The following is a 23,908-nucleotide window of genomic DNA, read 5'->3' as shown; positions in this document are numbered from 1 at the left end:
ACTTCTAATAAAAAAGCACTCCTTGTTACTATCAAGAGTGCTTTACAGTTATGACAAATTATTAAGTTTGGGGCAACCCTGCCATAAGGTTGGCAGAAACTTTTATAAAGAAGCCTGTTCGTATGATTTTCTGATTTTATGAATTTTACTTTCTTTAATAGCATTAAACTGGTTGAGGTACATTTTGGTTATTTTACTCATCGGAAAAGCTGTTGAGGCATCGTAGTTTGCTTTGCCTAGAGCTGTTCGGTAAGAAGGATCTAATACTATTTTTTCTATGGCATCAGCAAGGCTGTCTACACTTTCTGGATCAAAAAATTCTCCTCTGTAGCCTTCGTCTTTAATCAATAAACTTAGATCTCCTAAGTCGGGCATCACCACAGCTTTGCCATAGCTTCCTGCCTGATGTAATACACCAGAGCTACCTGTTGTAGATGTGTACGGAAATACTACCATAGCACTTTCTGCAAAGATTCTGGGTACATCTGCTTCTTCTACATAACCAGTAAATGTAAGTTGAGGTACCGTTGCATATTTTTCTTTCATTGATTGCAAATATCCTGGTACATTTGGGTTATCGGTTCCCGCTATTACGATCTCTAGATCTGCATTGGTCCTGGAACGTATTTTTTCTACAGCTTCGATCATGATTTCAACTTTTTTGTAGGTGCCAAATTTTCCAAAAGTCATTATTTGTAAAGGACCATCGGGTAATGTGTATTTGGGCTCTTCAGGCAACTCAAAGGTTCCGTGCGGTATTTGTATTACGTTTTCAACTTTGTATTTTTCTTTCAGAATATGTACATACTTATCAATAGTTACGGCGACAATATCGGCAGACAAAATAAATCGAGTAAGCATGGTGCCAATACCGTTATATATTTTTTGTAAAATTTTATTTTTTGTAAACCCAGAACTCTCAAGATCTACTTGCTCCATAATATTGTGTAAAAGGACTATCGTAGGGATTTTGTTAAACACGCAACGTTTTGGTAATAACAATCCCAGAGCAGCGGCTATTTTTTTATCTCCAAATTTCATAAACTGAAGATTAAACAGTATCGCATCGGGCTTAACCTGTTTAACGATTTTCATTACAGACAAAATATTGCTATAACTATTAAATTTCCAGCATTGTTTGACTGTTATAACACATCCTTTTTCTTCAAAGGTGGTATCAGCAGATTTTGGGGAGATATCAGTTAGTAAAATAAGTTCAGATACTTCAGTATGTTGTCTAAAATGCTTTACTAGGTGATACGCATATTCATTTAATGTTACTTTACTTGGCGGGTACGCCGTTACGATAGCTAGTTTCATCTGTAAAAATTTTGTGTTCTTTTTTAGAAAACAGACAGAGACGAATTAAAATCGAGGAGAAATCTTATTGGTTATACAGGTTTCAAGATTTTAGGACGAATGGGGTACGTCTTTAACATTTAACTACAATTTATGATAAAAGCAACGGAAACGCAAGAATAATGATGAGAAATGCTGTTGATAAAAAAGGTTTCCTTCAGATATTATTGCGTAATAGTTTATCAAAAAGAGGTTAATAGTTCTCTCTAAAAATATGATTTGCTTTATTTCTATTAAAAGCGGCTGCTATAATTCTATTTTCTTTACCTAAAACAAATAAGATTTTGCTTCTTCTATTGGCCTTTGCCGAGATTTCTTTTAAAACCTTTACTGCTTTTTTATCTATTTTTTTTACCTTTTTTAGAGACATTACGACTTCTTCATAATGATCTAATAAATAGTTAAAACGATCTTTTACTATTTCTGTATTCTCCGAAGTAAAATTTCCTATTACTTCAAATGTTCCTAAGGTATTTATAATTTGTAGTTTCATGGTATGAGTATTTGGGGGGTATTAAATTCTATACAAAATCACTGCGTAGCATATAACTAATGTTGCCAAAAGCATTTCTTACTTTTTTGTTTTCCTTTCCTATAATGTAAAAGATTTTATTACTTTCTACTGCGCTTCTAAATAATTTGGTGAGTACTGAGACACCTGAGGCATCGATTTTTTTAACTTTATCAACACATAGGATTACTTTGTCTGAAGTATGCAATAACTTCTCAAAATGTTGCTGTAGAGATTGTGCATTTTCTGCAACGATACTTCCTCTAATTTCAAAAATCTCCTGGTTTTTAATAATTTTTAATGCCATAACGAATTGTTTTTATGGGTTAACAATATTTTGAATATGAATCATTTTTTCCAAAAATATATATCAATTCTGCCGAATTGCATATATGTTTCGATGAACTGATTTAATGGTTCGTTGAGCTCTTTTTAGACAGTTTTTGATAGCCGATAAAAAAGAGGATTTGAAATGTGAGAAGAATAGCCATTGCTATGATTTGCATAATTACAATTTCTAATAATGTATTGTGAAAAAATATAATAAGAACAACCTGCGAAACCCCAAGTAAAGCAGAGAGTATAACGGGAATATATTGATCTAATGATAAAAAATAATAGGCAAAAATATTAGAAATAGCAAAGAGTGAAGTTGCAATAGCATATTTCCATAATAGTGGTGCTACACTTATGTATTCTGAGCCAAACATAATGTTAATCACAAACTCCGGAAACAGGTAACAACCTGTTACAATTGCTGCCGAAAGTAATGTGATGTAAAATACATATTTGAAAAGTACTGGAGCATGTGCCTCTCCGTCTTTTTGTTTTTGTACCACTTTTGGTAACAGTAGCATAACAAACATCCAGGCAACAAAATAGACTACCCTGCCAATTAATGCTAATGAGGCATATAAACCGGCTTCATAGATTTCAAAATAGTGTTTTACCATTAGGATGTCACTATTATTAATTATAATCTGAGTCAACTCATAGAAGGCGGTAAGTATAAAAAATTTGATGATATATCTGGATTGTGTTGGTGGTAGTATATGTTTTTTGGTAAGTGCTATATCTTCTGAACGAAAGGGGAGTAATCCAAATAGAAAAGAAATAGCGATACCCAATGCAACCAAGATAGAAGATTGTAGACTCGTTATATAAATCAAAACAAGGGTTATAATAAGTCTGCTTAACATTTCTCCTTGATAGGTAATTGCAAGGCTGTCAAATTTTTTACTTCCCTGAAATACCCCTCTATTAACGCTCATTATAAAATATATGGGTACGCCAATACCAAAAATGATAAACATTGAAGAGGATTGAGTATTAAAAAGAACTTGAAGGTTTTTTGAAAATAAGATCATTAAGACCCCAAAGATCAATCCGATTATACTCGAATATTTGTAAATAATATTGATAAAACTTTTGAACACATCATTTTCAAAAATGACGGAAAATTTTGCGGTTGATAATTGAAAGGTCATTGCGATAAAGGATAAAACCAATAAAAAAGTAATTAATAATGCTGCATCTGCAAATTGCTCTGGACCTAAGACTCTTCCTAGTATTAAATTATACAGGTAGTTTCCTCCATTAACAATAATAACGCTGATCATAAATTTTTGTTCAGCAGTTAGTTTTTTTAAAGTAGCATTAATGACCATTTTCATTAAAATTAGTTTTTGACTGTCTAGTTCATTTTTTATCCCATATTACTTAAAGATACTTCCTTTTTTATAAAACTGCTATACCATGGGTATTATGGTATAGCAGTTTATTAGGTTTATTTTATTGTATTAAAAAACTTCCTTCATATCTTTTCTTAAAGTTGTCTCCTCTTATAATGTATTTATAGACTCCTCGCTGTAAATTCTTAGCAGTAAAAGTAAAGGTGTCTGTTGAAGTACCTGTACTACCCAATTCTTCCTTCTGCACTATTCTACCCAACATATCTATCACAGAAATGGTTAGTTTTTGTTGTGGAGTAGGCATTTTTATAACTGTTTGTGTTCTGAAAGGGTTTGGAGAATTGGTTATTGCCGTACTGCTATTAGTTATATCTTCGATATCATCGCTATCGATAGCTATTGGAGCTGTATTCTCCTCTTCTTCATTTTCTTCTGCTGTTTCAACAGTAAATGCTAATTTAGAGATGTCTAAGTTAAAAGATGTAAAACTTTGATAATCTCCCTGAATCGAGAACACAACACTTCTTAGTTCTTCTATAGTAACATTTTGTTTTGTGGCATTGGAGAAATCAGCAAAAGGAATAGTATAAGCTTGTTTTGTATCCTTCGCTTTTATGGTATATCTAAGTCTTTTATTCCAATCAGTAAGATCTTTAGCAACCAAAATTACTTCAATATCTTTATCTGTATATAGCTCAAATTCTATAGCATCATATTTTGTAACGTTTAGAGTAAGATCTCCGCCAAGAATGTTTCTGAACACGTTTACAGTTTCTTTTATACGACCATTCACTTTAGCATCTCGTTCTATTTTGTAATGATTTTCTTTGTCTTCTGTATTTTTGTTTTTAATGATTTCAAAATTGGATATGGTTGCTCCTTTTTCCTGATAATCTACACCCCATGGGCCATCAGCAAGGTATAATGCATCTGCCTGATTTGGGTTATCTCCAGTGATCGCAAATCCAATATCAAATAAGAAACCTGTTTCTATAGTAACTGTCTCCTGATATTTGCCAGATAGTGATATGGTTTTAGTAATTAATTCTTCATCAGATAACTCAGTAGCTCTTTTATTTCCTCTAAAATTGAACTGACTTACACCAGATTTGTTAATCATATTAAGCACAAGCTTACCATCTCTATAAAATCCTTTTTGTACGAATACCGATGGGATATTATTAGGGATAAAGGTTTTGCCAAGTGATTTCTGACCAACTAATTTATCAATGATAGAGTTAGCAATTGTTGCTACTTGTGGTATAGAACCTCCCCAGATTTGAAAGTTAAGGTAATCACCTTCGGGATATTGATCTATATTCCATAAGCTGTACAATTCATTCTGATATTCGTCAATTCTTACAGAGAAGTGTAATGCTTGTTCAATTTCTCCAGTGGCTCTTCTGATTTTGGTATTTACCAATGTATGATTTCTAATTTTTAATGTTCTAATATCTTCGAGTACAGAACCATTAAGCCTATCACATATTGTTTTAGAGTGATCATAAACAGATCCTTCGGTAGCCATTGCCAATGCTGCTCCAACTCTTTTAGTTTGATTATAGTAGTCTATTGAAAATACGGCAGTGGCATTCGTTATACCAATCAAATCATCAGGGCTAGAAACAAAAGATGTTTCTGTGCCAGAAGCACCCGTGGTTGGAAAATAGACACTTAGATCTAGATTGTTTCCTGTTTTGTACGATTTTTGGCCAGGAGCAAAGCGTTGTTGATACTTCTTTTGGTTATGGACTTTGTTTGTTTTAGACCTTAAGAAATTTCTCTTAGCGATCAGACTGGCCAAATCACCGTTGCTTTCTAATCCACCATTATTTCCTGAAGTAACAACACCTTCTTCTGTTAATTCGAGGATATTTGTAGTTTTTAAATCTGAATATTGGTTTGCTGATACATGAAACAATAAATCATTAAAATCATGATCCGCACCTGGATAGTCCCTTCTAATATCTTCAAAACCTAATACTATAGTTTCATTAGCAGTATCTGCTAATAAAATATTATGAGGGCGTAATGCTTCATCACATTCTGGATTGTAATCTGGATTAGTATAGATTTGCCATAATCCAGAATCTACAGATGTACCGTTCCAGCCATCTGCCAATAATACCCACCCAATTCCTGTATTTGCGGGAAAACTACCAATACTTACTGTATTTCCAGCAATTAGCTCGCCATCGCTACCTACTTTAGATGCATTAGGAAAAACGACTGTTATATCTTCTGGATTTGGAGTTTGTGATAATGGGCTATTAATGTCGTATGTATAAAAACCTAGTGTGTTTTTATAATTAGTGTTTTCACCTATAAAAGTTACCGAAATATTAGTGCTGCTTTCTAGTATAACATCTGTGTCGTAATCTGAATATATATAATTAGGGTTAAGGTCCGCAACAGAACTTCCCTCTGGTAACGCACTATCAATACGATTAAGATAGTCTGAAGCTAATGTCTCATTGGTTGCCAAATAGTCTGGAGTTCCATTACCATTATAAGTCCCTGGGTATTGATATCGCTGACCTACACTCAATACAGGAAAACTACTAGGTGTCTGATCTCCATTATCAGAATCAAATACAGTTTCTTTTAAATCAAAATTATCATCTAATCCGTCTTGATCAAAGTCATTTCCAGATGCTACGGTATCTGCTGTTCCATCGCTATTGGTATCATATCCGTCTACGGTATCTAGAGTACCATCGTTGTTAGAATCGGTATCTAAGAAATCTGGATTATCAGTACCATCTGTATTTATGTATCCTTGAGGAGTTCCTCCGTTGTCGGGATCAAAAGCATCATCCATACCATCTCTATCCTGATCTAATCCAGAAAGTGTTACAAAACTTGCACTATTTTGACCTTCAATAAGATCGATGATCCCATCTTGATCAGAATCAATATCGTAAGGGTCATAGATTAAATCTCCATCTGTATCTGCCGGGTAGAACGCAACTCCGGTTTGGTCTACATCTACTATATCGGCAATTCCGTCGAGATCAGAATCTACAAAATTAGTGTCCTGGCTATTAAAAAAACCATCTCCATTAGTATCGTAGCTTCCTAAACCAGCTTCAACGATATCAAATATTCCATCATTATCACTATCTAGATCTAATACATTTGGTATTCCATCTCTATCAGTATCAAAAGCAAGAGATACACCGCTATTACAGGTATTTCCAAAATCGGGATCTAGGTAGTTAAATATTCCATCAGAATCATCATCTCCATACGGATCGGTTCCGCCACCTTCTACGACATCAGGAATCCCGTCACCGTCAGTATCTTTATCAAATGGATCTAAAACTTCATCTTTATCGGCGTCGATAGGAGATACCCCTACCGCACATTTAAACCCATCATTGGAGTTGGTAACTTCAGTATTGTTTAGCAACGAAGCATAAGGCGAGGCAGCTTGGTAATCATTTACCAGGTATAACCCTCCTTTGTTACTTGATACATATAACCTATTACTCGTATCTGTATAACAAGCGCCAAATGTATCACTTGGTAAATCTGTTACAGATGTATAGCTAAAAGCAGGGGTAGCTGTGGTAAGGTCCCATTTATATACATTTCCTTTACTACCGCCATATAGGTTGCCATCGATAAATACGATATCTGCACAAGTACTGGGTGAAGCCTGATTAGACACTACAATTTCAAATACAGGTGGTGAAGAACCATCATAGTCTTGCAGGTTAGTAATTTTATGAAATGACTGTTTGTCAATAGCATTTTGGAAGACCCATAAATTTCCATCACTATCCACATCTGCAGCGTATCCGCCACCAAATGAAATACCGCCATTTTGAGCAACAGCACCAAGGTCTACTATAAGATCTGTACCTATTCGTAATAAATGCTTGTCACTGTTGCGTATGGCATATAAAAAATTATCTACAGGATTGTATCCTCCTGCGTTATACGCAGTATGAGTATGAAGAGGATCCGAGTATGTTCCTGTTACGGGGTCATATGATCGTAATGCTCCAGAAATTACTTGGTAAAACTTTCCTTCATTACAATCAAAAGGTTGTTGAGCATTGGTAATACCCATTGTTAGAATAATTACCAAAAGAGTAATGGTCTTTTTCATAATTTACTATTGTGTCGCTTATATCCATTGTTGGTAGATGGATACAGGCGTTTTTATATTGTTAAAAAATGTTGGTTTGATTTGGTTTTCGTAAAGAAGAAAAGTAGTTATCTTACCATATAATAATTTGTTTTAATATTGAAAATCTCTGAAGCATTTTTATTATCTGTATTCATTTTGAAATAGCTAAACCAGATCATTAATAAATTGAAAGGGATAAGGAAAGAATCTTTTAGTGTAATTTTAGAACCCTCTACTTCAATCCAGCTGTCTAGTGGTTCTTCACTAATACAGTTTAATAGGTCGGTTAATCCGATATGCTTTTTTAATCGAAGAAATATTTCTATGTCAAATAACCATCGGCTAATAAATTTTTGGCTATATACGTTTTCAATAATACTTTTCTTAAAAACTTTAGCTCCACATTGGGTATCTTTAATAGGAAGTTGAAGAATAAATCGGATAAAGAACCCAACAAAATTTGATAAAAATTTTCTAATAATATTTCTGTCGATATTATTTGATTCGTCGGCTTTTCTAGATCCGAAAACCATGGTTAATTTTGGATCACTATTTAATTTTGTTACCAGATTGTCCATTTCTTCTAATGAAGTAGAAAGATCGGCATCAAGAAAGGCTATATTGTCAATATAATCGATATCGGCTAGATAATTAGCACCTGTTTGTACCGCTGTGGCTTTACCTTGGTTGGTTTGGAGATCAAGTACTGATATTCTTTGAGAATCGAATTTTTTAAGTTCACATAACATTTTTAAAGTGTCATCAGAACTTCCGTCATTCACAAAACATAAGTGGTAATTTGAGTTTTGGCTTAGAAAATTGCAAAACTTTTTTTGATCCAGTCTATAAAACTCATTATAGCACGGGATAATAATTCCTGTAGTTTTCGTCATCATTTTTAGATTTTGGGACATACCTCCGGGGTAGTAGAAGTATTGGTTTATAAGAGCGACCTTTTATATGATCTTTTGGTCTTAAATCTTTTAATTAATGTTAAACATTCTTCTGGGGATTTTTGAAGACTATTTTACATTTTGACGAATTTACTTTACTTGTGAATTGATCGTTAAATACTAGTTATCAACTCATTGTAAAAGTAATACCTGTTTTTGAAACTTCTTTACGGTAAAACCGCAAAATGTTTACGTAGGTGCCAAAAACAGTGTATTTTGTCGATAATCAGTTGTTTTTGACTTAAATTTTAACTTTTCTTTAACATTTGAATGAAGGAAAAATACTACACATGTTAAAGAAAAAAGTGCTTTTTGTAGAATTTTGATGTTGAGCAAAGGGGGTTTTCCCCCCGTTTAAAGTCTAAATTATATAAAATTATGTTAATACATGCTATTTTTTTGAATTGAATCATGGGTGACAGTATTATTTTTTATAAAACTTATCAAATTTTTTGATGCCTGTTTTTTTAGATATTCTTACTTTAACAATATTAATCAACTATTACACAAAAAGATGCGTACTAAACTATTTTTTTTTAGTCTGTTATTCTTGTTTCCATTTTTATCTTTATTTGCACAGGATATGCAAGAAGGTTTTAATTATTTAGAAACTGGAAAATATGGCAAAGCAAAAACCTTTTTTACTACAATTTTAAAACAATATCCAGAAAATAAAACTGCCCGCCTATGTTTTGGAAGAGCGGTTGGGTTATTAGGAGATTCAAAACGGGCAGTATCTATTTTTACAGAACTGAAGTCTGAATACCCAGATGATTTTGAGATTAAGTTAAATTATGCAGAGTCACTGCTATGGGATAGCCAATTTACAAAGGCAGAGACGTTTTATGAAAAATTGATCAAAGAGGATAGTACGAATTTTCCTGCCGTATTAGGGTATGCCAATACACTTTCTAATCTAAAGAAATATAAAACCGCATTAGAATTGGTAAACAAAGCATTACAGATACAGGAGGGTAATCCCAATGCACTATTATCCAGAAAGTATATTAGACTTGGATATGCCAATACTATTGCACAAAATAAGAACTATGACCAAGCGATAGCTTTATTGGATAAAAACCTGATCGATTTTCCTAATGATAAGGATACACAGTTAAATAAGGCAAATATATATTTAATTACAAATGATCTCGAAAATGCAGAAAAAACATATATAGCGTTGGCATCAAATCCTAAGGACAGTATTTTATCTTTAAATGGTTTGGCTCTTGTTGCTCATAAAGAGCATAAAGAGAAAAAAGCATTAGCTACTGCTGATCTGGTATTGGATAAGGCAGAAAAATTTAAAGATGATAAAGAACTCTATCTATCTGCAAGAGAAAGATACATACAAGCTTTATTATGGAATAGAAAATTTATGTCCGCACAGAGAGATATAACGCAATTACAATCACTATATCCCGATAACTCCAGAGTATTAGCTTTGCAGGCTGCTCATGGAATGTATACTGGTAAGTTTAAAACCAGTTTGGACAATTATAATTTGATTTTGGAAAAAGACAAAAGCTCTTTTGATGGTAATTTAGGAATAGCAAATGCCTATAGAGCGGTAGGAGATGATAAAAAATCGTATACCTATGCTTTTAAGACGCTAAAGTATTATCCTAAACAACAGGATGCAGAAAAATTAATAAAAACTCTAAAAAAGTCTCATACCCCTTTTATCGAAGAAAAAACTGCATTTACTTTTGATAATGGGAACAATGAGGCAGTTAATGTGACGGTGAGGTCAGAGATTCCGTTATCGGTAAAATTTATACCAGAGATAAAATATGATTATAGAACTACAAAAAATACAGTGACCAGAAATACGGCATCTTCTCATGATTTTTCTGTTGGGTTTTTATATAAGTTCAGTGGTAGAGCCTCTTTGCAATCCAGAGTAGGGGTTACCAATGCAGACGGGTTTACCGAGGATTATACAGAAATAGTTTCGGAGACGGTATTAAAAACAAAACCTCTTAGACTTCAGAACCTAGATCTCGGGTACAAGCGAGAGTTACAAAATTTTAATGCGGATTTATTGAATAGAGAGATTGTAATGAATAATTATTTTTTGAATTATAATTTGGGGACCAATATAAATTTGGGATGGTATACTCAATATATGTATACGTCGCAAACAGATGAGAATACTAGAAACCTGTTGTTTACCTCATTATATTATACTCTCTTACAAAGACCTGCCTTAAAAATGGGTCTTAATTATCAATACATTTCTTTTAAGAACTCGGTTCCAGAGATTTATTTTAGCCCAGAAAGATTTAATCTAGGAGAAGTATTTGCAGAAGTTGTAAGTGATCCTCAGAAAAATTGGTTTTATAAAGTAAGTGCCGCGTTGGGGCGTCAGTTTGTAGAAGATGACCCGGGCTCATCTACGTTTAGAGCAGAATCAAAGTTTGGGCATCGTTTTTCAGAACGTTTTAATGCCAATATATATGGTATGTATAGTAATATTGCTTCGGCTACTGCAGCAGGATTTGAGTATATAGAATTTGGATTTAAGCTAAAATGGTATTTCTTAAGACGACCTATTTTTGACAAAAAGATAATGGAACTAAATAAATAACGAGGATAATGATATCATTACCCTCGTTACTACCCAAATCATGAAAAAACCAACCTTAATCTTTATTGTATCAAAAAACTACCCTTGTATTGTTGTTTGCTATCACCTTGTATACTATATCTGTATATTCCTGGCGTTAGATTCTTGGCTTCAAAAGTTATTAGGTTATTGTTTAGTACCACGGTTTCTTGTCTAACCACTCTACCTAGCATATCTATAACAACCATATCTAATCTATCATGTACTCCAGGAACTTGAATTGTAGTGGTAGTCGTAAATGGGTTAGGATAGTTTTTAAGTTTAGCATATACGGTAAGCTCATTTGTTTCAACTTCTGCTATTTCTTCCTCCTCTGAGGTTGTTTCTGGGGTAGTATCTGTATCAGATTCTGTATCGATCTCCGTATTTGTTTCAGATGCGACTGTAAAAGCTAGGTCAGAAACTTTAAGAAAGAAAGGGGAGAAGCTTTGATAATTACCCAGAATCGAAAAGACGATACTTCTTACTTTTTTTACAGCTACTTTTTCTCCATTGCCATCTACAAAATCAGAAAATGAAAGTGTATATGTCTTTTTTTGGTTAGACATGTCTATCTTATATCGTAATCTATCATTCCAATCTGTAAGATCCTCAGTAACTAGTATTACCTCGATATCTTTATCATTAAACATTTCAAATTGTATAGCATTATACTCAGATACATCTAGTGTAAGTTCACCAGCAAGAATATTTCTAAATAGGTTAATAGTTTCTTTAGCATTACCTTCTACCATGGCATTACGCTCCACAATGTATTTATCTTCTGATATAGTTTTGCTATGTTCTGTTACTTCAAAGTTTTTAACAACAACTCCTTGTTCATTATAATCAATACCCCATGGGCCATCTGCCAAATACAGAGCATCTAATTGTGATGAGTTTTCTCCTGCAATCGAGAACCCTATATCAAACAAGTATCCGGTGTCAATTGTTATTTTTTGGGTATAAGCTCCTGATAGTGCTATCGTTTTAGTTATGCTATGTTCTTTTGATTGCTCAGTAGCTCTTACATTACCATTAAAGGTCATTTGACTAGATGCATGTTTATTAATGATGTTTAACGTAAGTTTTCCATTAGCATATGATCCTTGTTCAACAAATACTGTAGGAACTCTATGATTTACTTTATGACTTCTTAATGGCTTGTTTATTGTAAAAGAATCTAGGATATGATTGGCAATATTTGCTACTTGTGGTACTGATCCTCCCCAAACCTGAAAGTTTATATAATCTCCATCAGGATAGTTCCCTATATTCCATAGACTATAGATTTCATTTTCGAATTCAGCTTTTCTGATAGAGAAGGTTAACGTATATTCTATTTCTCCTGTAACTCTCTCTATTTTTGTGCTCATAATCGTATGGTTCTTGATGTCTACTGTTCTTACATCTAGTAATTTGGATCCGTTTAATCGATCGCAAATTGTTTTTGAATGATCATAGATAGAACCTTTTGTTGATGTGGCAAGTGCTACAGCAACTCTTTCTTCTCCTTGATAATAATCTACAGAAAATACGGCTTCGGCATTAGTAATCCCCAATAAATCTTTTGGACTCGATACATGAGTAGATTCTGTGCCAAATATTCCTGTTTTAGGAAAATGAATACTTAGATCTTCTCCGTTAGCAGACTTATAAGATCTTTTTCCTGGTTGAAACCTTTTTTGCGCCTTTTTGGTGTTAAAAACGGCATTAGTTTTAGTTCTGTTAAAGTTACGCTTAGCGATTAAATTTGCCAGATCTCCGTTACTTTCTAGTCCGCCATTGTTTCCAGAAGTTACATTGGTCGCTGTATTTATGTTTACACAATTGCTTGTCGAAATAGCTGAATATGGACTTCCGGTGATATAGAATAGTGCGTCATTAAAATCATTATCGCAAGAAACATAGTCTCTTCTAATATCTTCAAAACCTAATATTATTCTTTCATTATCAGGATCAGATAATAATACATTATGGTGTCTTAATGACTCATTACTTTCTGGATTAAAATCTGGATTAGAATGTAATTGCCAGTATCCTGTTCCTACACAACCATCTGACCACGCATTGGCTAATAATACCCATCCTATTCCTGTATTGGCAGAGAAAGTACCTATTTTTACTTTATCACCTATCTGTAATCCACCGCCACTTCCCACAGCAGATACGTTAGGAAAAACGATTGTAATATCTTCTGGCGCAGGTATTGATGGTGAGGGATTATTAAGATCATAAGTATAAAATCCAAGTGTGTTTTTATACCCTGCACCTTCTCCTACAAAAGTGACCCAGATATCTACTTGTTCTAATACTTCTACATCGGTATCGTATCCTGATGAAATATAATGAGGGTTAAAATCTGGCACAGGATATCCTTCTGGTAGGGCATTATTTATCAAATCTAATGTTTCTTGTGTTACTACGTCCTGTCCATCCAGATATAGAGGAGTACCATCTGAAGTGAAAGTCCCTAAATAGTTGTATCTGTCACATATTGGAGGCAAAGGAAAACTAGCTGGCGTTTGCCCTCCATTTTCAGGATCAAAACTACTTTTTCTTAAGTCAAAATTGTCATCTAATCCATCTTCATCATCATCAATCCCAGAAATTGTTGTTTCTGCAACTCCATCACCATCGCTATCATAAGCTTCGGTACTATCAGATATTCCATCGTTATCAGAATCGGTATCCAGATGATCGTAGTTATCAGTACCGTCAGTATTTATTGTTCCATTCGTAGTTCCTCCGTAATCGCTATCAAAAGCATCATCCATACCATCACTATCGGCATCAACACCTGATAATCCTTGATAGGTTGCACTGTTTTGACCTTCTATAATATCTACAACACCATCATTGTCAGAATCAATGTCATAACAATCATAAATAGTATCGCCATCAGTATCTATGGGAGTAAATGAGTTTCCCTGGTCAGGATCAAACGCATCTGCTAACCCGTCTAAATCAGAATCCAAAAAGTTAGTATCAGATGCATTATGGATCCCATCATTATTAGTGTCTTTATCTCCTTGTCCTGCCTCTACAATATCATATATTCCATCGTTATCAGAATCGATATCCATAAAATCAGGGATACCATCACTATCTCTGTCAAAAGTGTCTTGTACTACATTATCTCCATTACCACTAATGTCATCATCAAGGTAGTTGTATAGGTCATCACCATCGGCATCTCCATAAGGATCAATACCTTTACATTCTACTATATTTGTAATGCCATCTCCATCGGTGTCTGCATCCATAGAGTCCAGTGCACCATCTTGATCTTTATCTAATGGAGAAATTCCATTTGCACATTTAAAACCATCGTTGGAATTTGTGGTTTCTGTTAGATTAAGCAATGTTGCTGTAGGAGTGCTACTCTCATAATCGTTGATAAGATATAACCCTCCACTGTTATCAGACAAATATAATCTGTTGTTCGCATCTGCATAGGCAGCACCAAAAGTACTGGTAGGTAGATTGGTTACTGTTTTTTGTGAAAATACAGGAGTATCTGATGACAGATCCCATTTGTAAAGTTTTCCTCTGCTTCCTCCATAAAAAGAACCATTTATATAAGCAATATCTGCACAGGTACTTGGTGAAGTTTGGTCGGCTTCTATTACTTCAAACACTGGAGCAGAAGATCCGTCATAGTCTTTTAGATTCGTTATTTTATGAAATGTTTTTTTGGTATTGTTTTGGTAAACCCAAAGATTTCCATCTGCATCTACATCCGCTGCATAACCACCTCCAAATACTGTTGTCCCTGAAGCAGAAACAGCTCCAAGATCTACAATCATATCTTTTGCTATTCTAAGTAAATGCTTATCACCTTTTTTTATGGCATATAGATAATTGTCTTCTGGGTTATATCCACCGGCATTATAAGTGGTAGCGTAGGTGTGCAAAGCATCAGAATAGGATCCGGTTATTGGATCATATGCTTTTAAAGCCCCTGAGATGACTTGATAAAAATTGCCTTCATCGCAGTCAAAGGATTGTTGAGAGTACGTGGATAAGGCTATTAATATTGTTATAAGAGTAGTTACTTTTTTCATGTCTGTAATGGTTTAGGTTTTTAGATACCTAAAATTAGCCTATACTAGCTTTTGAGAGAGTAGTTATTCGATAAGTGGTAGTAGGTTGTAGATGAGTGGTTTATGAAGATCGATAAATAAAATACTGGTTGTAATGTGCTGATAATGAGGTGTTATTTTACATATAAAAGTATTTTGGGAAAGATAAAGGGGGATAGAAAACAGGTGTTCAATTATTTTATTTTGATTAATCTTAGGTAGCACTTACTAGTATACAAAACGATATTGCCCTGCCACGAAGAGTATTTACCAATTCTTGAAGTATGTTTGATCAATTTTGAAATGCATTTGATAAATATTGATCTAAATTTATCAATTCTTGAAGTACGTTTGAATATTATTGAAGAGTGTTTGACTAATCTTGAAGGTTATCTTTTAAAACTCAAAACATGCTTGACAATTGCAGAAGTGTTTCTGTTATATATTATAATTCTTTTTAGAATTGTTGAATTGTATTTGAAAGGTATTTAATACGATACCTAAAAGAATATCTAATACACTTAAAGCATGTTTAGGCGCTTCATCAATTCGGGGCGATTAGAACGACTCACAGGGATTACATCTTTGGCGATTAGCACACTATTATCTTCGATGTCTATAATTTTTTTGATATTAATGATATAAGATCGATGTACTTTCAAAAAAAGATCATCAGGAAGTTTTTCTTCTACCTTTTTTAATGTAGAATGAACGGTATAGTTTTGTTTTTCGGTTTTGATCAGGACATAATCACCTTTGGCTTCAATAAGATTGATGGTAGGGATGTTTATTTTAATCAGCCTCCTGTCTATATTAATATAAAGTTCATTTTCTTCTGCTGATGAGGTGGCTGTTGCCTGTTCTACGGAAGCAGCTGAAGGAGAAACAGCTGGCGTGCTTTCTGCTTTTTGGATAGCTTTAATAAACCGCGGTAATGTTATGGGTTTTACCAAATAGTCTATGATGCAATCATACTCGAAAGCTTCTAAAGCAAAATCTTTGTCAGAAGTAGTTAAGATAATCTTAGGAGGATTTTTTAGAGTGTCGATAAAGTCAAAACCTGTAAAATCCGGCATGTGAATATCCAAAAATATAAGATCTACCTCTTCTTTGTTTAAAAACTTGATAGCCTGAATTGCATTAGGGAAATCCTGTACAACATTAAGCTTATCTACTTGCGAACATAGCTGTTGGATAATTACTCTAGCGGTTTCCTCATCATCAATAATAATGCAATTCATACTAAGTTGGTTTTTTAAAGGGTTTTAAGAAAATGTTCTATAGACTCTAAAATTAAGATAAATTTTGAATATAACGAAGGATCATTCTCTTTTAGCCCCTCTTCAAAATCTACAGCTGTCTGATATCCTTTTTCAAAGCCTAGCATTCCTATTTTATGTTTTATTTTATGCACATTTTCTGCTGTTTTAAGGTATAGTTTTCCATTATAATTTTCGAAAAACTCATTTTTTTCTTCGGCAAATTCACGAGTTATGATCGCAATTAATTTCTGTTCAAAATCTTTAGAGCCATCTGCCAGCTCTTTGATGTATACTAAGTTTGGGGCTTCGTTCATATACTATTTTTTTAGTGTTAAATAGAAGGTAGTTCCTAGACCTTCTTCTGATTCTATCCAAATTTTACCATTATAAAATTCTACTATTTTTTTTACAATCGACAAACCAATACCTGTCGATTTCTTTTGATCATCAAGACTTTGAAATATTTCAAATATCTTATTGTGATATTTTTTAGAGATTCCTTTGCCGTTATCTTTAATGCCAAATTTCCAGAAATCTATCGTTTCTTCATGAAAAACAGTTATTTCTCCGTTATCTTTGTCAATTGCGCTAATAGCATTAGTAAACAAATTCTGAAACACTTGTTTTATTCTAGACTCGTCTGCATAAATAACCGGAAGTGTATGGTGCACATCAATTTTGATATGTTCAGGGATGTGTATTAAACTTGTTACTTCTTTAATCAAATCATTTAGATCGATATAAGACTCTAGATTTCTTGTTTTATCATCAATTACAGAGTATTCTAGAATACCACTAATCAGGTTATCCATTTTCTCAATATTTTGGTCAATTAGCTCTAGGTTTTTTTGAGTGTCGGTTTCTAATTTCCCGTCATTACTTTCTTTAATCCAGTTGATTAGGGTATTAACGCTTCTTAGCGGTGATTTTAAATCATGAGATACTACATGAGCATAATCATTTAGTTCTTTATTACTTTTTTCTAGATCTTTAAGTAATAATTCTCGTTGTTTTTCGATTTCAGAAATTTGTACTGCTTGTTCTTCGATCATAACAGCGAGTTCAATTCCTGAAAGTTCACTTCCATTTTTCCCTTCTTTGGTATTTTTAAAAGTTATGGTCTGTAATATTCTTGTTGCATCTGTTAAACTGGCAATAACTTGTTTCTGTTGTTCAGCTTCTTGCTGAAGTTGTTGATTAGCATCAAATAGTTCTTTAGAACTTATGGACATTGCACGTTGTAACATGGCTAGTTGATCTTCATAGTTATTGTATGATCTATCAATAGCACTTAAAAACTCTTTAATTTTTGGGGATTCAGTATGCTCTGTACCCAAAAGCTTTTTAATTTGTCTAGCTAATAATGAATGCATATTATTCACTAAATAAGGTTAATGTCATCGTTTGGTTATGTAGCTCACAACTCGAGTTTTTTCCTGCGAAGGGTGCTAATTCACCATAAGAATAAAACCCTGCAACAATTGCCTGAGAGCCAATTGATTCTATAACCTCTTCTACTTCTTCTTCGACACGTTGATCCATAACAAGTTTTCGACCGATACAGCTAACCAGTAGTGCCAGATCTGGCTTGGTTTTTCGGTTTTTCATACCTATTTCGGCTGCTAGTTGAGCCCCATCTACAATATGGTCTATATGTCCCATCATTAGTTGTACTACAGAACCTTCGGGAACATCTCCTGCTAGTGTCATTGTGTTGGTTTTTTCGTCTATAGATAAAATTGTTCTTACAATAGATTCTTTTTTGTCCTTAGATTTAACACTTAATGGATATAGCAATGCTGATTGAGGAAGCTCGGCAGCTTTGTCACCTAGATACTTTTTATACAAATCCAATGCAGGTTTATTATCTAATTCGTGCAGGATATTTTGATCGGATTTAGTAATAATTCGTTCCGGTCCAAAAGGAGTCCAGCCACCGTATTGCGCATAGCTAATCTCGAGGGATTCACCATAAAAAGCAATTAAAACAACTTCTCCTTCTTTTGGGGGTTCATTATAACCAGTAATTGTTTTTTCAAATCTGGAGTCGTCTCCACAAAGACCTCCTGTTATCGCTACATTATCAATTTTTGTTTCTAGACCTTCTATCAGTGCTGAGCCGTTTACAAAACTCCCTTCAGAGACAATGAATATATGTTTTAGCCCTTCTTTATTAACTTTTTGGATGAGCTTATTTCCCAATTGTATGGCATCTTTATTATTATCGATACTATTTTCTCGAAATATAGCATAGGTGCTTTTTTCAAACTCTATAGCTGTTAGGGTTATTGAATCATCATACACCTTTCCGCCAATAATTTCTCCGGCTGTAGATCCTATAACAATTTCTCCGTCTGGAAACAATGTTTTAACTTCATTATAGATCTCGGGGTGTTCTAGCTCATATCGATTTCCAAAAACCAGAACCAAAGGGTTTTTTAGTTTTTTGTCTGTAGTTACTACAGGAATCCATTCTTGATTTTTTTTCTTTTCGAACTGTTGAAATCTCATAGTGTTTACTTTTTAAGTGTAAAAAAGAAGGTGGTTCCTTTTCCTGTTGTGCTTTCAATCCATATTTCACCCTCATAGAGGTCTATTATTTTTTTGACAATTGCGAGTCCAACCCCAGATGAGTTTTCGTTATCACCAACAGATTGAAACATCTTAAATATTTTATCATAATGTTCCTTTTTTACCCCGACACCATTATCTTTAATACTGAAGAGGTAGTGTGTTTTTTTGTCTTCATAATCTATTTCGATTATCCCTTTTTCTTTATCGTTATAAATAAGAGCATTACCGATCAAATTCTGGAAAAGCTGCTGTATTCTGGTTGAATCTCCTTTGATAGTCGGAAGCTCATTCTTGATAGTAATAGTCATGTTTTCTGGAATTAACAAGATGTTCATTATTTCTGAAACAAGAGTATTTAGATCAATTTTTTTAGATTCTAAGTTTTCCATATTACTTACACTAGAATAGCTCAGGATGTCATTAATAAGATCTTCCATCTTTTCTAATGTTTTTTCTATCATATTAAAATGATGAACCCCTTCTTTATCAAGTACATCAACATGATCTTCTTTAATCCAATTTACCAGGGCATTAATACTTCTAAGAGGGGATTTTAGGTCATGAGAAACAATATGCGCATAATCTTTAAGCTCCTGATTTGTTTTTTCGAGATTTGTAACTAATTGTTCTCTTTGTTCTTCAAGTTCTAATTGTGCTGTGATATCTTCAATAAAAGAAACTTGATATTGTATATCTCCAATAGGATTTCTTACAGCAGCCACATTTGTTTTTGCCCAAAATGATGATCCATTACGTTTTAGATACCTTTTGTTAATAGAGAAGTTGTCAATTTCTCCAGTATTTATTTTTTCTATTTTGCTAGCTACAGAGTCATATTCATCCTTTATAGAAATATCTCTAATTTCTTTTTTAAGGAGCTCTTCTTGAGTGTATCCAAGCAATTTTTGAAATGCATTATTGGTTTGAACGATTTTTCCAAATTGAGTTAATACAATCCCCAGAGAAGAATTTTCTACAATAACAGAGAGTTTTTGTTTTTGTTCTTCGAATATTCTTTTTCGCTCTAGTTCTTCTGTGATATCGGTGACAATCCCTTGTGCGCCAAGCGGTGTTTTATTTTTATCAAAAAGAAGACTGGCATTGATATGAACTGTTCGTACTCCATTATTTTTTGTGTATACTCTGGCGCGATAGTCAGAAAAAGATCCCTTTGTCATTAATTCTTGAAAAGATTTTATAGCGTATTTATAATCTTCTTTATAGATTAGCTTTACAACATTGAGCTTTTCTTTTGAAATATCGTATCCAAATAATTTTTTGGCTGCATGATTCATTTCGATGACATTTCCAAAAATATCCATTTGTACATAAGCATCTAATAAATTATCAAATACCTTTTGCAATTTTACTTCTTTTTTGTCAACAAGGTCTTCTAGTTTTTCGTTACTTTCTTTTAATTCTTGTGTACGCTGATAGAGCTCACGGGATTTGTCCTCAAGGATTTTTTCAGCTTGTTTTCGGGCGGCTCTCTCCCGCTGTAGTGCTCTTTTTAATATGTATATGCTTTCATTATCCATTCGTCTTAACAATGCTAAATTTCACTTCTGTTCCGTCTGATACTAATTTCTCAAAGGTGATTTCTGCAGAGGAGTCAAAATGCTCAAAAGTTTTATTCATTAATCCTAACCCAAAACTATACATAGCTCTACTGGATTTGTAGATCATAACTAGCTTAGAATCACTTTTTTCTATTATTTCAAAAGTGGGGAGCTCTGCATCTGGATATATTTTTTGTACTTCGACATGGATGTGGTTTTCTATAGAAGATAAAAGCTCTATAGGATCATTATACTTATCAATTAAGCCTGGGTAACTATTAGCCAAGACAGCGAAAAAATGCTCGGCATAGGTAAGAAGCAGGTCATCTATACTTAATTGAGTATGCTCACTAAGATGTTGTAGCAGGCTCAACATTTCAGAAAAATTGTAAGTACCGATTGCTGTATAGGCTCCCTGAGAGGGGAGATCAGCCTGTTGTATGATTTTGTCAACTACTGCCAGACCAAATTTATTTTCGACTAGATCTAAAAATTCTGTAAATACTATTCCTTTCATCTGATTAAAAACTTTTTAAGATTAGATGTTTTTATACCTCAATACAGATAATGTGTACTGATTTTGAAAGAAAATTACGTAGGGGTAGTTATCAGTACCTTCTAATCAAAAAACTTAATTAGAACTGATGTTTTCTTAGTTTGGGGCATAAAAACGGATAAGAACTACTACAATGACAATATATTTACATTTAATACTATGTATTCATAAAGATATAGATTATATTTTTAAAAGTTCATTAACACTCCAATACTCAATTAAACACTTTATTTTGTGAGTATAATCCTCATATTTTAGAGGTTTAACAATATAGCCAGCTGCCCCAATTTTATACGCTTCTTTAAGATCTTTGTGATTATTTGATGTACTTAAGATGATTACTGGGATGTATCGTAATTCTTGATTTGATTTAAGCGCACTAAGAAATTCTAATCCATTCATTTTTGGCATGTTCAGGTCTAGAAAGATTAAATCTGGCTGCTTGTCCTTTTGCGCTAATATGTCCAAAGCTTCTTCACCATTTTTAGCCTCTATAACCTTATGAGGGTAATCATTTTTGTGTAAAACTCGTGCAAATTTTAATCGTTCTATTTCATCGTCATCTATTAATAAAAAGGTAAGACTCATTGTTTCAGTGTTTTAGGTTTAGTCAGAATTGATTTCTGACAATACCAAAGATGTTCTTTTTTATGGTATGTTTATGATCTCTTTCGTCGAACAGGCTATTTAGTGTAGACGAATGGTAATTTTTGATAGTTGAACTGAAAATGAGTTTTAACTAAAAATTAAATTAAGCTCTATGTTGCTCTTTAAATAAAGACTAAAGTAATCTTCTATTTTTTTAAGAGGATCGCAAGGAATGTAGTAAAAAAAATCATTTCTATTCATACTGTTTTGAGAACGATAATTTGACATTGTTACTTTTAATTTATGTTAAATTTTTAACTTTTTAGAGCCTGTATTTAGTAAATATTAAAGGATAAATTACAAAGTGTAAGAAGTTATTATTACTTGACTAGAAATGATTTGTAAGAATATACGCTCATCATTTTTGCGATGTAAATGGGCGAAGATCAATACTGAGAACAATCAGGTTTTTTTGGTGAATAACAAAATTTAGATTAACTTAGGTAACAAATAGTACAATTATTTGTGCTTTTTTACGGCAAACCCCTATTTAAATAACGTTTTGACCTTTTAAATTTTTATTTTTTAAATGTTAAAAACAGAATTAATAGCTTTAGTTGATTTTATATAGTATAAAATCTTTAAGTTTAACCATCGAAGATAAAAAAAAATGGCGAGTCAAAAGACTTCTTTAATACTAATTCCTTAAAACCGATAAACCTATGATTTTTATTCTACTAAAATTTTCACCGGACACCCTTAAAAGATTAGATGGTTCTTAAAAAAATGACAACTTTTTTTTAAGGTTCTTAACCTTTACTAGTATCGTATACACTTTCCTATTTGGTAATATTCTTTGTTTTGCCCAAACCACGCCCAGTCCGATAACTATTAAAGGATAGATGTGTTAAGCAAATAAAGTTGATTACAATCAGTCAGTAATGATGTATCGGTTCTTTTTATGAAGCACATAATAACTAATTATAATATCTGCAAAGCATTACAATGATCCTAAAAAATCATCACATAATGCTATACTTATAAAAGTACAGAATGGCAATTATAAAAAATAGTCAAACAGGAGACACCATTTATCTCAATACACAGCATACATTTGGTAGAAACCGACATACTGCTAATACCCACATCCCTGAACAAGATATTTCTCAATCTCATGCATTAATATTTTGGAAAGGAAATGACTGGTACATACAAGATCATAGCAGAAATGGCACTTTGGTAAATGGAAAATACATTAATCATACTACGATAAAACTCTCTAATGGGTATAAAATACAATTTGGAGAGCAAGGAACTACTCAATGGGAAATAATTGATCTTACTTCTCCTATGAGCTACCTTAAATCTTTGCATACTGACAATGAAATAATTGAACTAGAGTCTTGCTACGCTTTTCCAGATGAGAAAACACCTGATGTTTTTATCTATCCAGTTGATGGAACGTGGAAATTAGAAGAAAAAGGGATTGCTCAAAATTTGAAGCATGGCGAAATTTATCATATAGATAATAAGGCATATACCTATGTAGAAAATCGGATCTTAGAGGATACTATGGATAATGGTTATGTAGTAAATAACGCTTATTTCCAGTTTATTTTAAGTTCTGATGAAGAACATATACAGGTAAAGATTATTATTCAAAATCAAGAAATGGATTTGGGAGAACGCGTTCATAATTATATCCTACTAGCGTTGGCAAGAAAGAGGCTAATGGATGTGCGTATGGGCTGTGTTTTTAGTGATCAGGGCTGGATTGCAAATGATGAGTTACTAAGTGATATGAGTAAAGAATTTGGAAAGGAACTAGATACCTACTACCTGAATCTAAAAATTTACCGCCTCAGAAAATTATTGATGGAAACAAAACCATATGGATATTTATTCTCTAATATTATAGAGAGAAGACATGGTGAAATACGTTTTTCGCATCCCTATTTTCAAATACTCAAAGAAGAGGAATGTATTGGAGAAGTCTTGGCAATTGCAAACTAATGCAATCATAG

General features: G+C 33.2%; 16 protein-coding genes. 2 read left to right on the top strand and 14 right to left on the bottom strand.

All coding sequences use genetic code 11. From position 1 onward, the window contains the following. Window positions 1-102: 102 nt before the first annotated feature. The 6 genes from C1X07_RS18790 to C1X07_RS18765 form a co-directional block, all read right to left on the bottom strand. Entirely contained in the window at window positions 103-1,320 is a 1,218-nt protein-coding gene (locus C1X07_RS18790; protein ID WP_103071581.1) for a glycosyltransferase, read from the bottom strand. 232 nt (window positions 1,321-1,552) lie between these two features. Then, a complete protein-coding gene (locus C1X07_RS18785; protein ID WP_103071580.1) occupies window positions 1,553-1,852 on the bottom strand; it encodes a hypothetical protein in 300 nt (99 codons plus the stop codon). A gap of 28 nt (window positions 1,853-1,880) precedes the next feature. Then, window positions 1,881-2,177 (bottom strand): STAS domain-containing protein, encoded by a 297-nt coding sequence (locus C1X07_RS18780; RefSeq protein ID WP_103071579.1) that lies wholly within the window; start codon window positions 2,175-2,177, stop codon window positions 1,881-1,883. Window positions 2,178-2,280: 103 nt separating this feature from the next. Beyond that, a complete protein-coding gene (locus C1X07_RS18775) occupies window positions 2,281-3,543 on the bottom strand; it encodes an oligosaccharide flippase family protein (protein WP_394335673.1) in 1,263 nt (420 codons plus the stop codon). A 118-nt stretch (window positions 3,544-3,661) separates the two neighbouring features. Then, window positions 3,662-7,678, bottom strand: a complete 4,017-nt coding sequence (locus C1X07_RS18770; RefSeq protein WP_103071577.1) for a DUF6923 family protein — start codon at window positions 7,676-7,678, stop codon at window positions 3,662-3,664. A gap of 107 nt (window positions 7,679-7,785) precedes the next feature. Further along, window positions 7,786-8,595, bottom strand: a complete 810-nt coding sequence (locus C1X07_RS18765; protein ID WP_164914200.1) for a glycosyltransferase — start codon at window positions 8,593-8,595, stop codon at window positions 7,786-7,788. Window positions 8,596-9,166: 571 nt separating this feature from the next. On the opposite strand from C1X07_RS18765, the gene C1X07_RS18760 reads away from it, so the two are divergent. Then, window positions 9,167-11,242 carry a tetratricopeptide repeat protein gene (locus C1X07_RS18760; protein WP_103071673.1) on the top strand — a complete coding sequence of 692 codons (2,076 nt, stop codon included), beginning with the start codon at window positions 9,167-9,169 and terminating at the stop codon, window positions 11,240-11,242. 62 nt (window positions 11,243-11,304) lie between these two features. Here C1X07_RS18760 and C1X07_RS18755 read toward each other — a convergent pair whose 3' ends face one another. The 8 genes from C1X07_RS18755 to C1X07_RS18720 all read right to left on the bottom strand — a co-directional run bounded on the left by C1X07_RS18755 (window position 11,305) and on the right by C1X07_RS18720 (window position 21,884). Continuing rightward, entirely contained in the window at window positions 11,305-15,327 is a 4,023-nt protein-coding gene (locus C1X07_RS18755) for a DUF6923 family protein (RefSeq protein ID WP_103071575.1), read from the bottom strand. 539 nt (window positions 15,328-15,866) lie between these two features. Beyond that, entirely contained in the window at window positions 15,867-16,586 is a 720-nt protein-coding gene (locus C1X07_RS18750; protein ID WP_103071574.1) for a LytR/AlgR family response regulator transcription factor, read from the bottom strand. A gap of 14 nt (window positions 16,587-16,600) precedes the next feature. Beyond that, the gene (locus C1X07_RS18745) at window positions 16,601-16,921 is read right to left on the bottom strand and encodes an Hpt domain-containing protein (RefSeq protein WP_103071573.1); all 321 of its coding nucleotides are present in this window, start codon (window positions 16,919-16,921) and stop codon (window positions 16,601-16,603) included. Window positions 16,922-16,924: 3 nt separating this feature from the next. Beyond that, on the bottom strand, window positions 16,925-17,980 hold the full coding sequence (locus C1X07_RS18740; RefSeq protein ID WP_103071572.1) for a sensor histidine kinase: 1,056 nt from the start codon (window positions 17,978-17,980) through the stop codon (window positions 16,925-16,927). A 1-nt stretch (window position 17,981) separates the two neighbouring features. After that, window positions 17,982-19,118: an FIST signal transduction protein gene (locus C1X07_RS18735; protein WP_103071571.1), complete on the bottom strand. Its 1,137-nt coding sequence runs from the start codon at window positions 19,116-19,118 to the stop codon at window positions 17,982-17,984. 5 nt (window positions 19,119-19,123) lie between these two features. Continuing rightward, window positions 19,124-20,719 carry a PAS domain-containing sensor histidine kinase gene (locus C1X07_RS18730; RefSeq protein ID WP_103071570.1) on the bottom strand — a complete coding sequence of 532 codons (1,596 nt, stop codon included), beginning with the start codon at window positions 20,717-20,719 and terminating at the stop codon, window positions 19,124-19,126. Next, window positions 20,712-21,257: a heme NO-binding domain-containing protein gene (locus C1X07_RS18725; protein ID WP_103071569.1), complete on the bottom strand. Its 546-nt coding sequence runs from the start codon at window positions 21,255-21,257 to the stop codon at window positions 20,712-20,714. The genes C1X07_RS18730 and C1X07_RS18725 overlap by 8 nt, the downstream gene beginning before the upstream one ends. A 219-nt stretch (window positions 21,258-21,476) precedes the next feature. Further along, window positions 21,477-21,884 carry a response regulator gene (locus tag C1X07_RS18720; protein WP_103071568.1) on the bottom strand — a complete coding sequence of 136 codons (408 nt, stop codon included), beginning with the start codon at window positions 21,882-21,884 and terminating at the stop codon, window positions 21,477-21,479. Window positions 21,885-22,937: 1,053 nt separating this feature from the next. On the opposite strand from C1X07_RS18720, the gene C1X07_RS18715 reads away from it, so the two are divergent. After that, a complete protein-coding gene (locus C1X07_RS18715; protein ID WP_103071567.1) occupies window positions 22,938-23,897 on the top strand; it encodes an FHA domain-containing protein in 960 nt (319 codons plus the stop codon). Window positions 23,898-23,908 lie beyond the last annotated feature (11 nt).

Source organism: Aquimarina sediminis (assembly GCF_002895435.1).
Lineage (GTDB): Bacteria > Bacteroidota > Bacteroidia > Flavobacteriales > Flavobacteriaceae > Aquimarina > Aquimarina sediminis.
The sequence above is the reverse complement of the archived record's forward strand: the minus strand, read 5'-3'. Positions and strand labels throughout refer to the sequence as shown.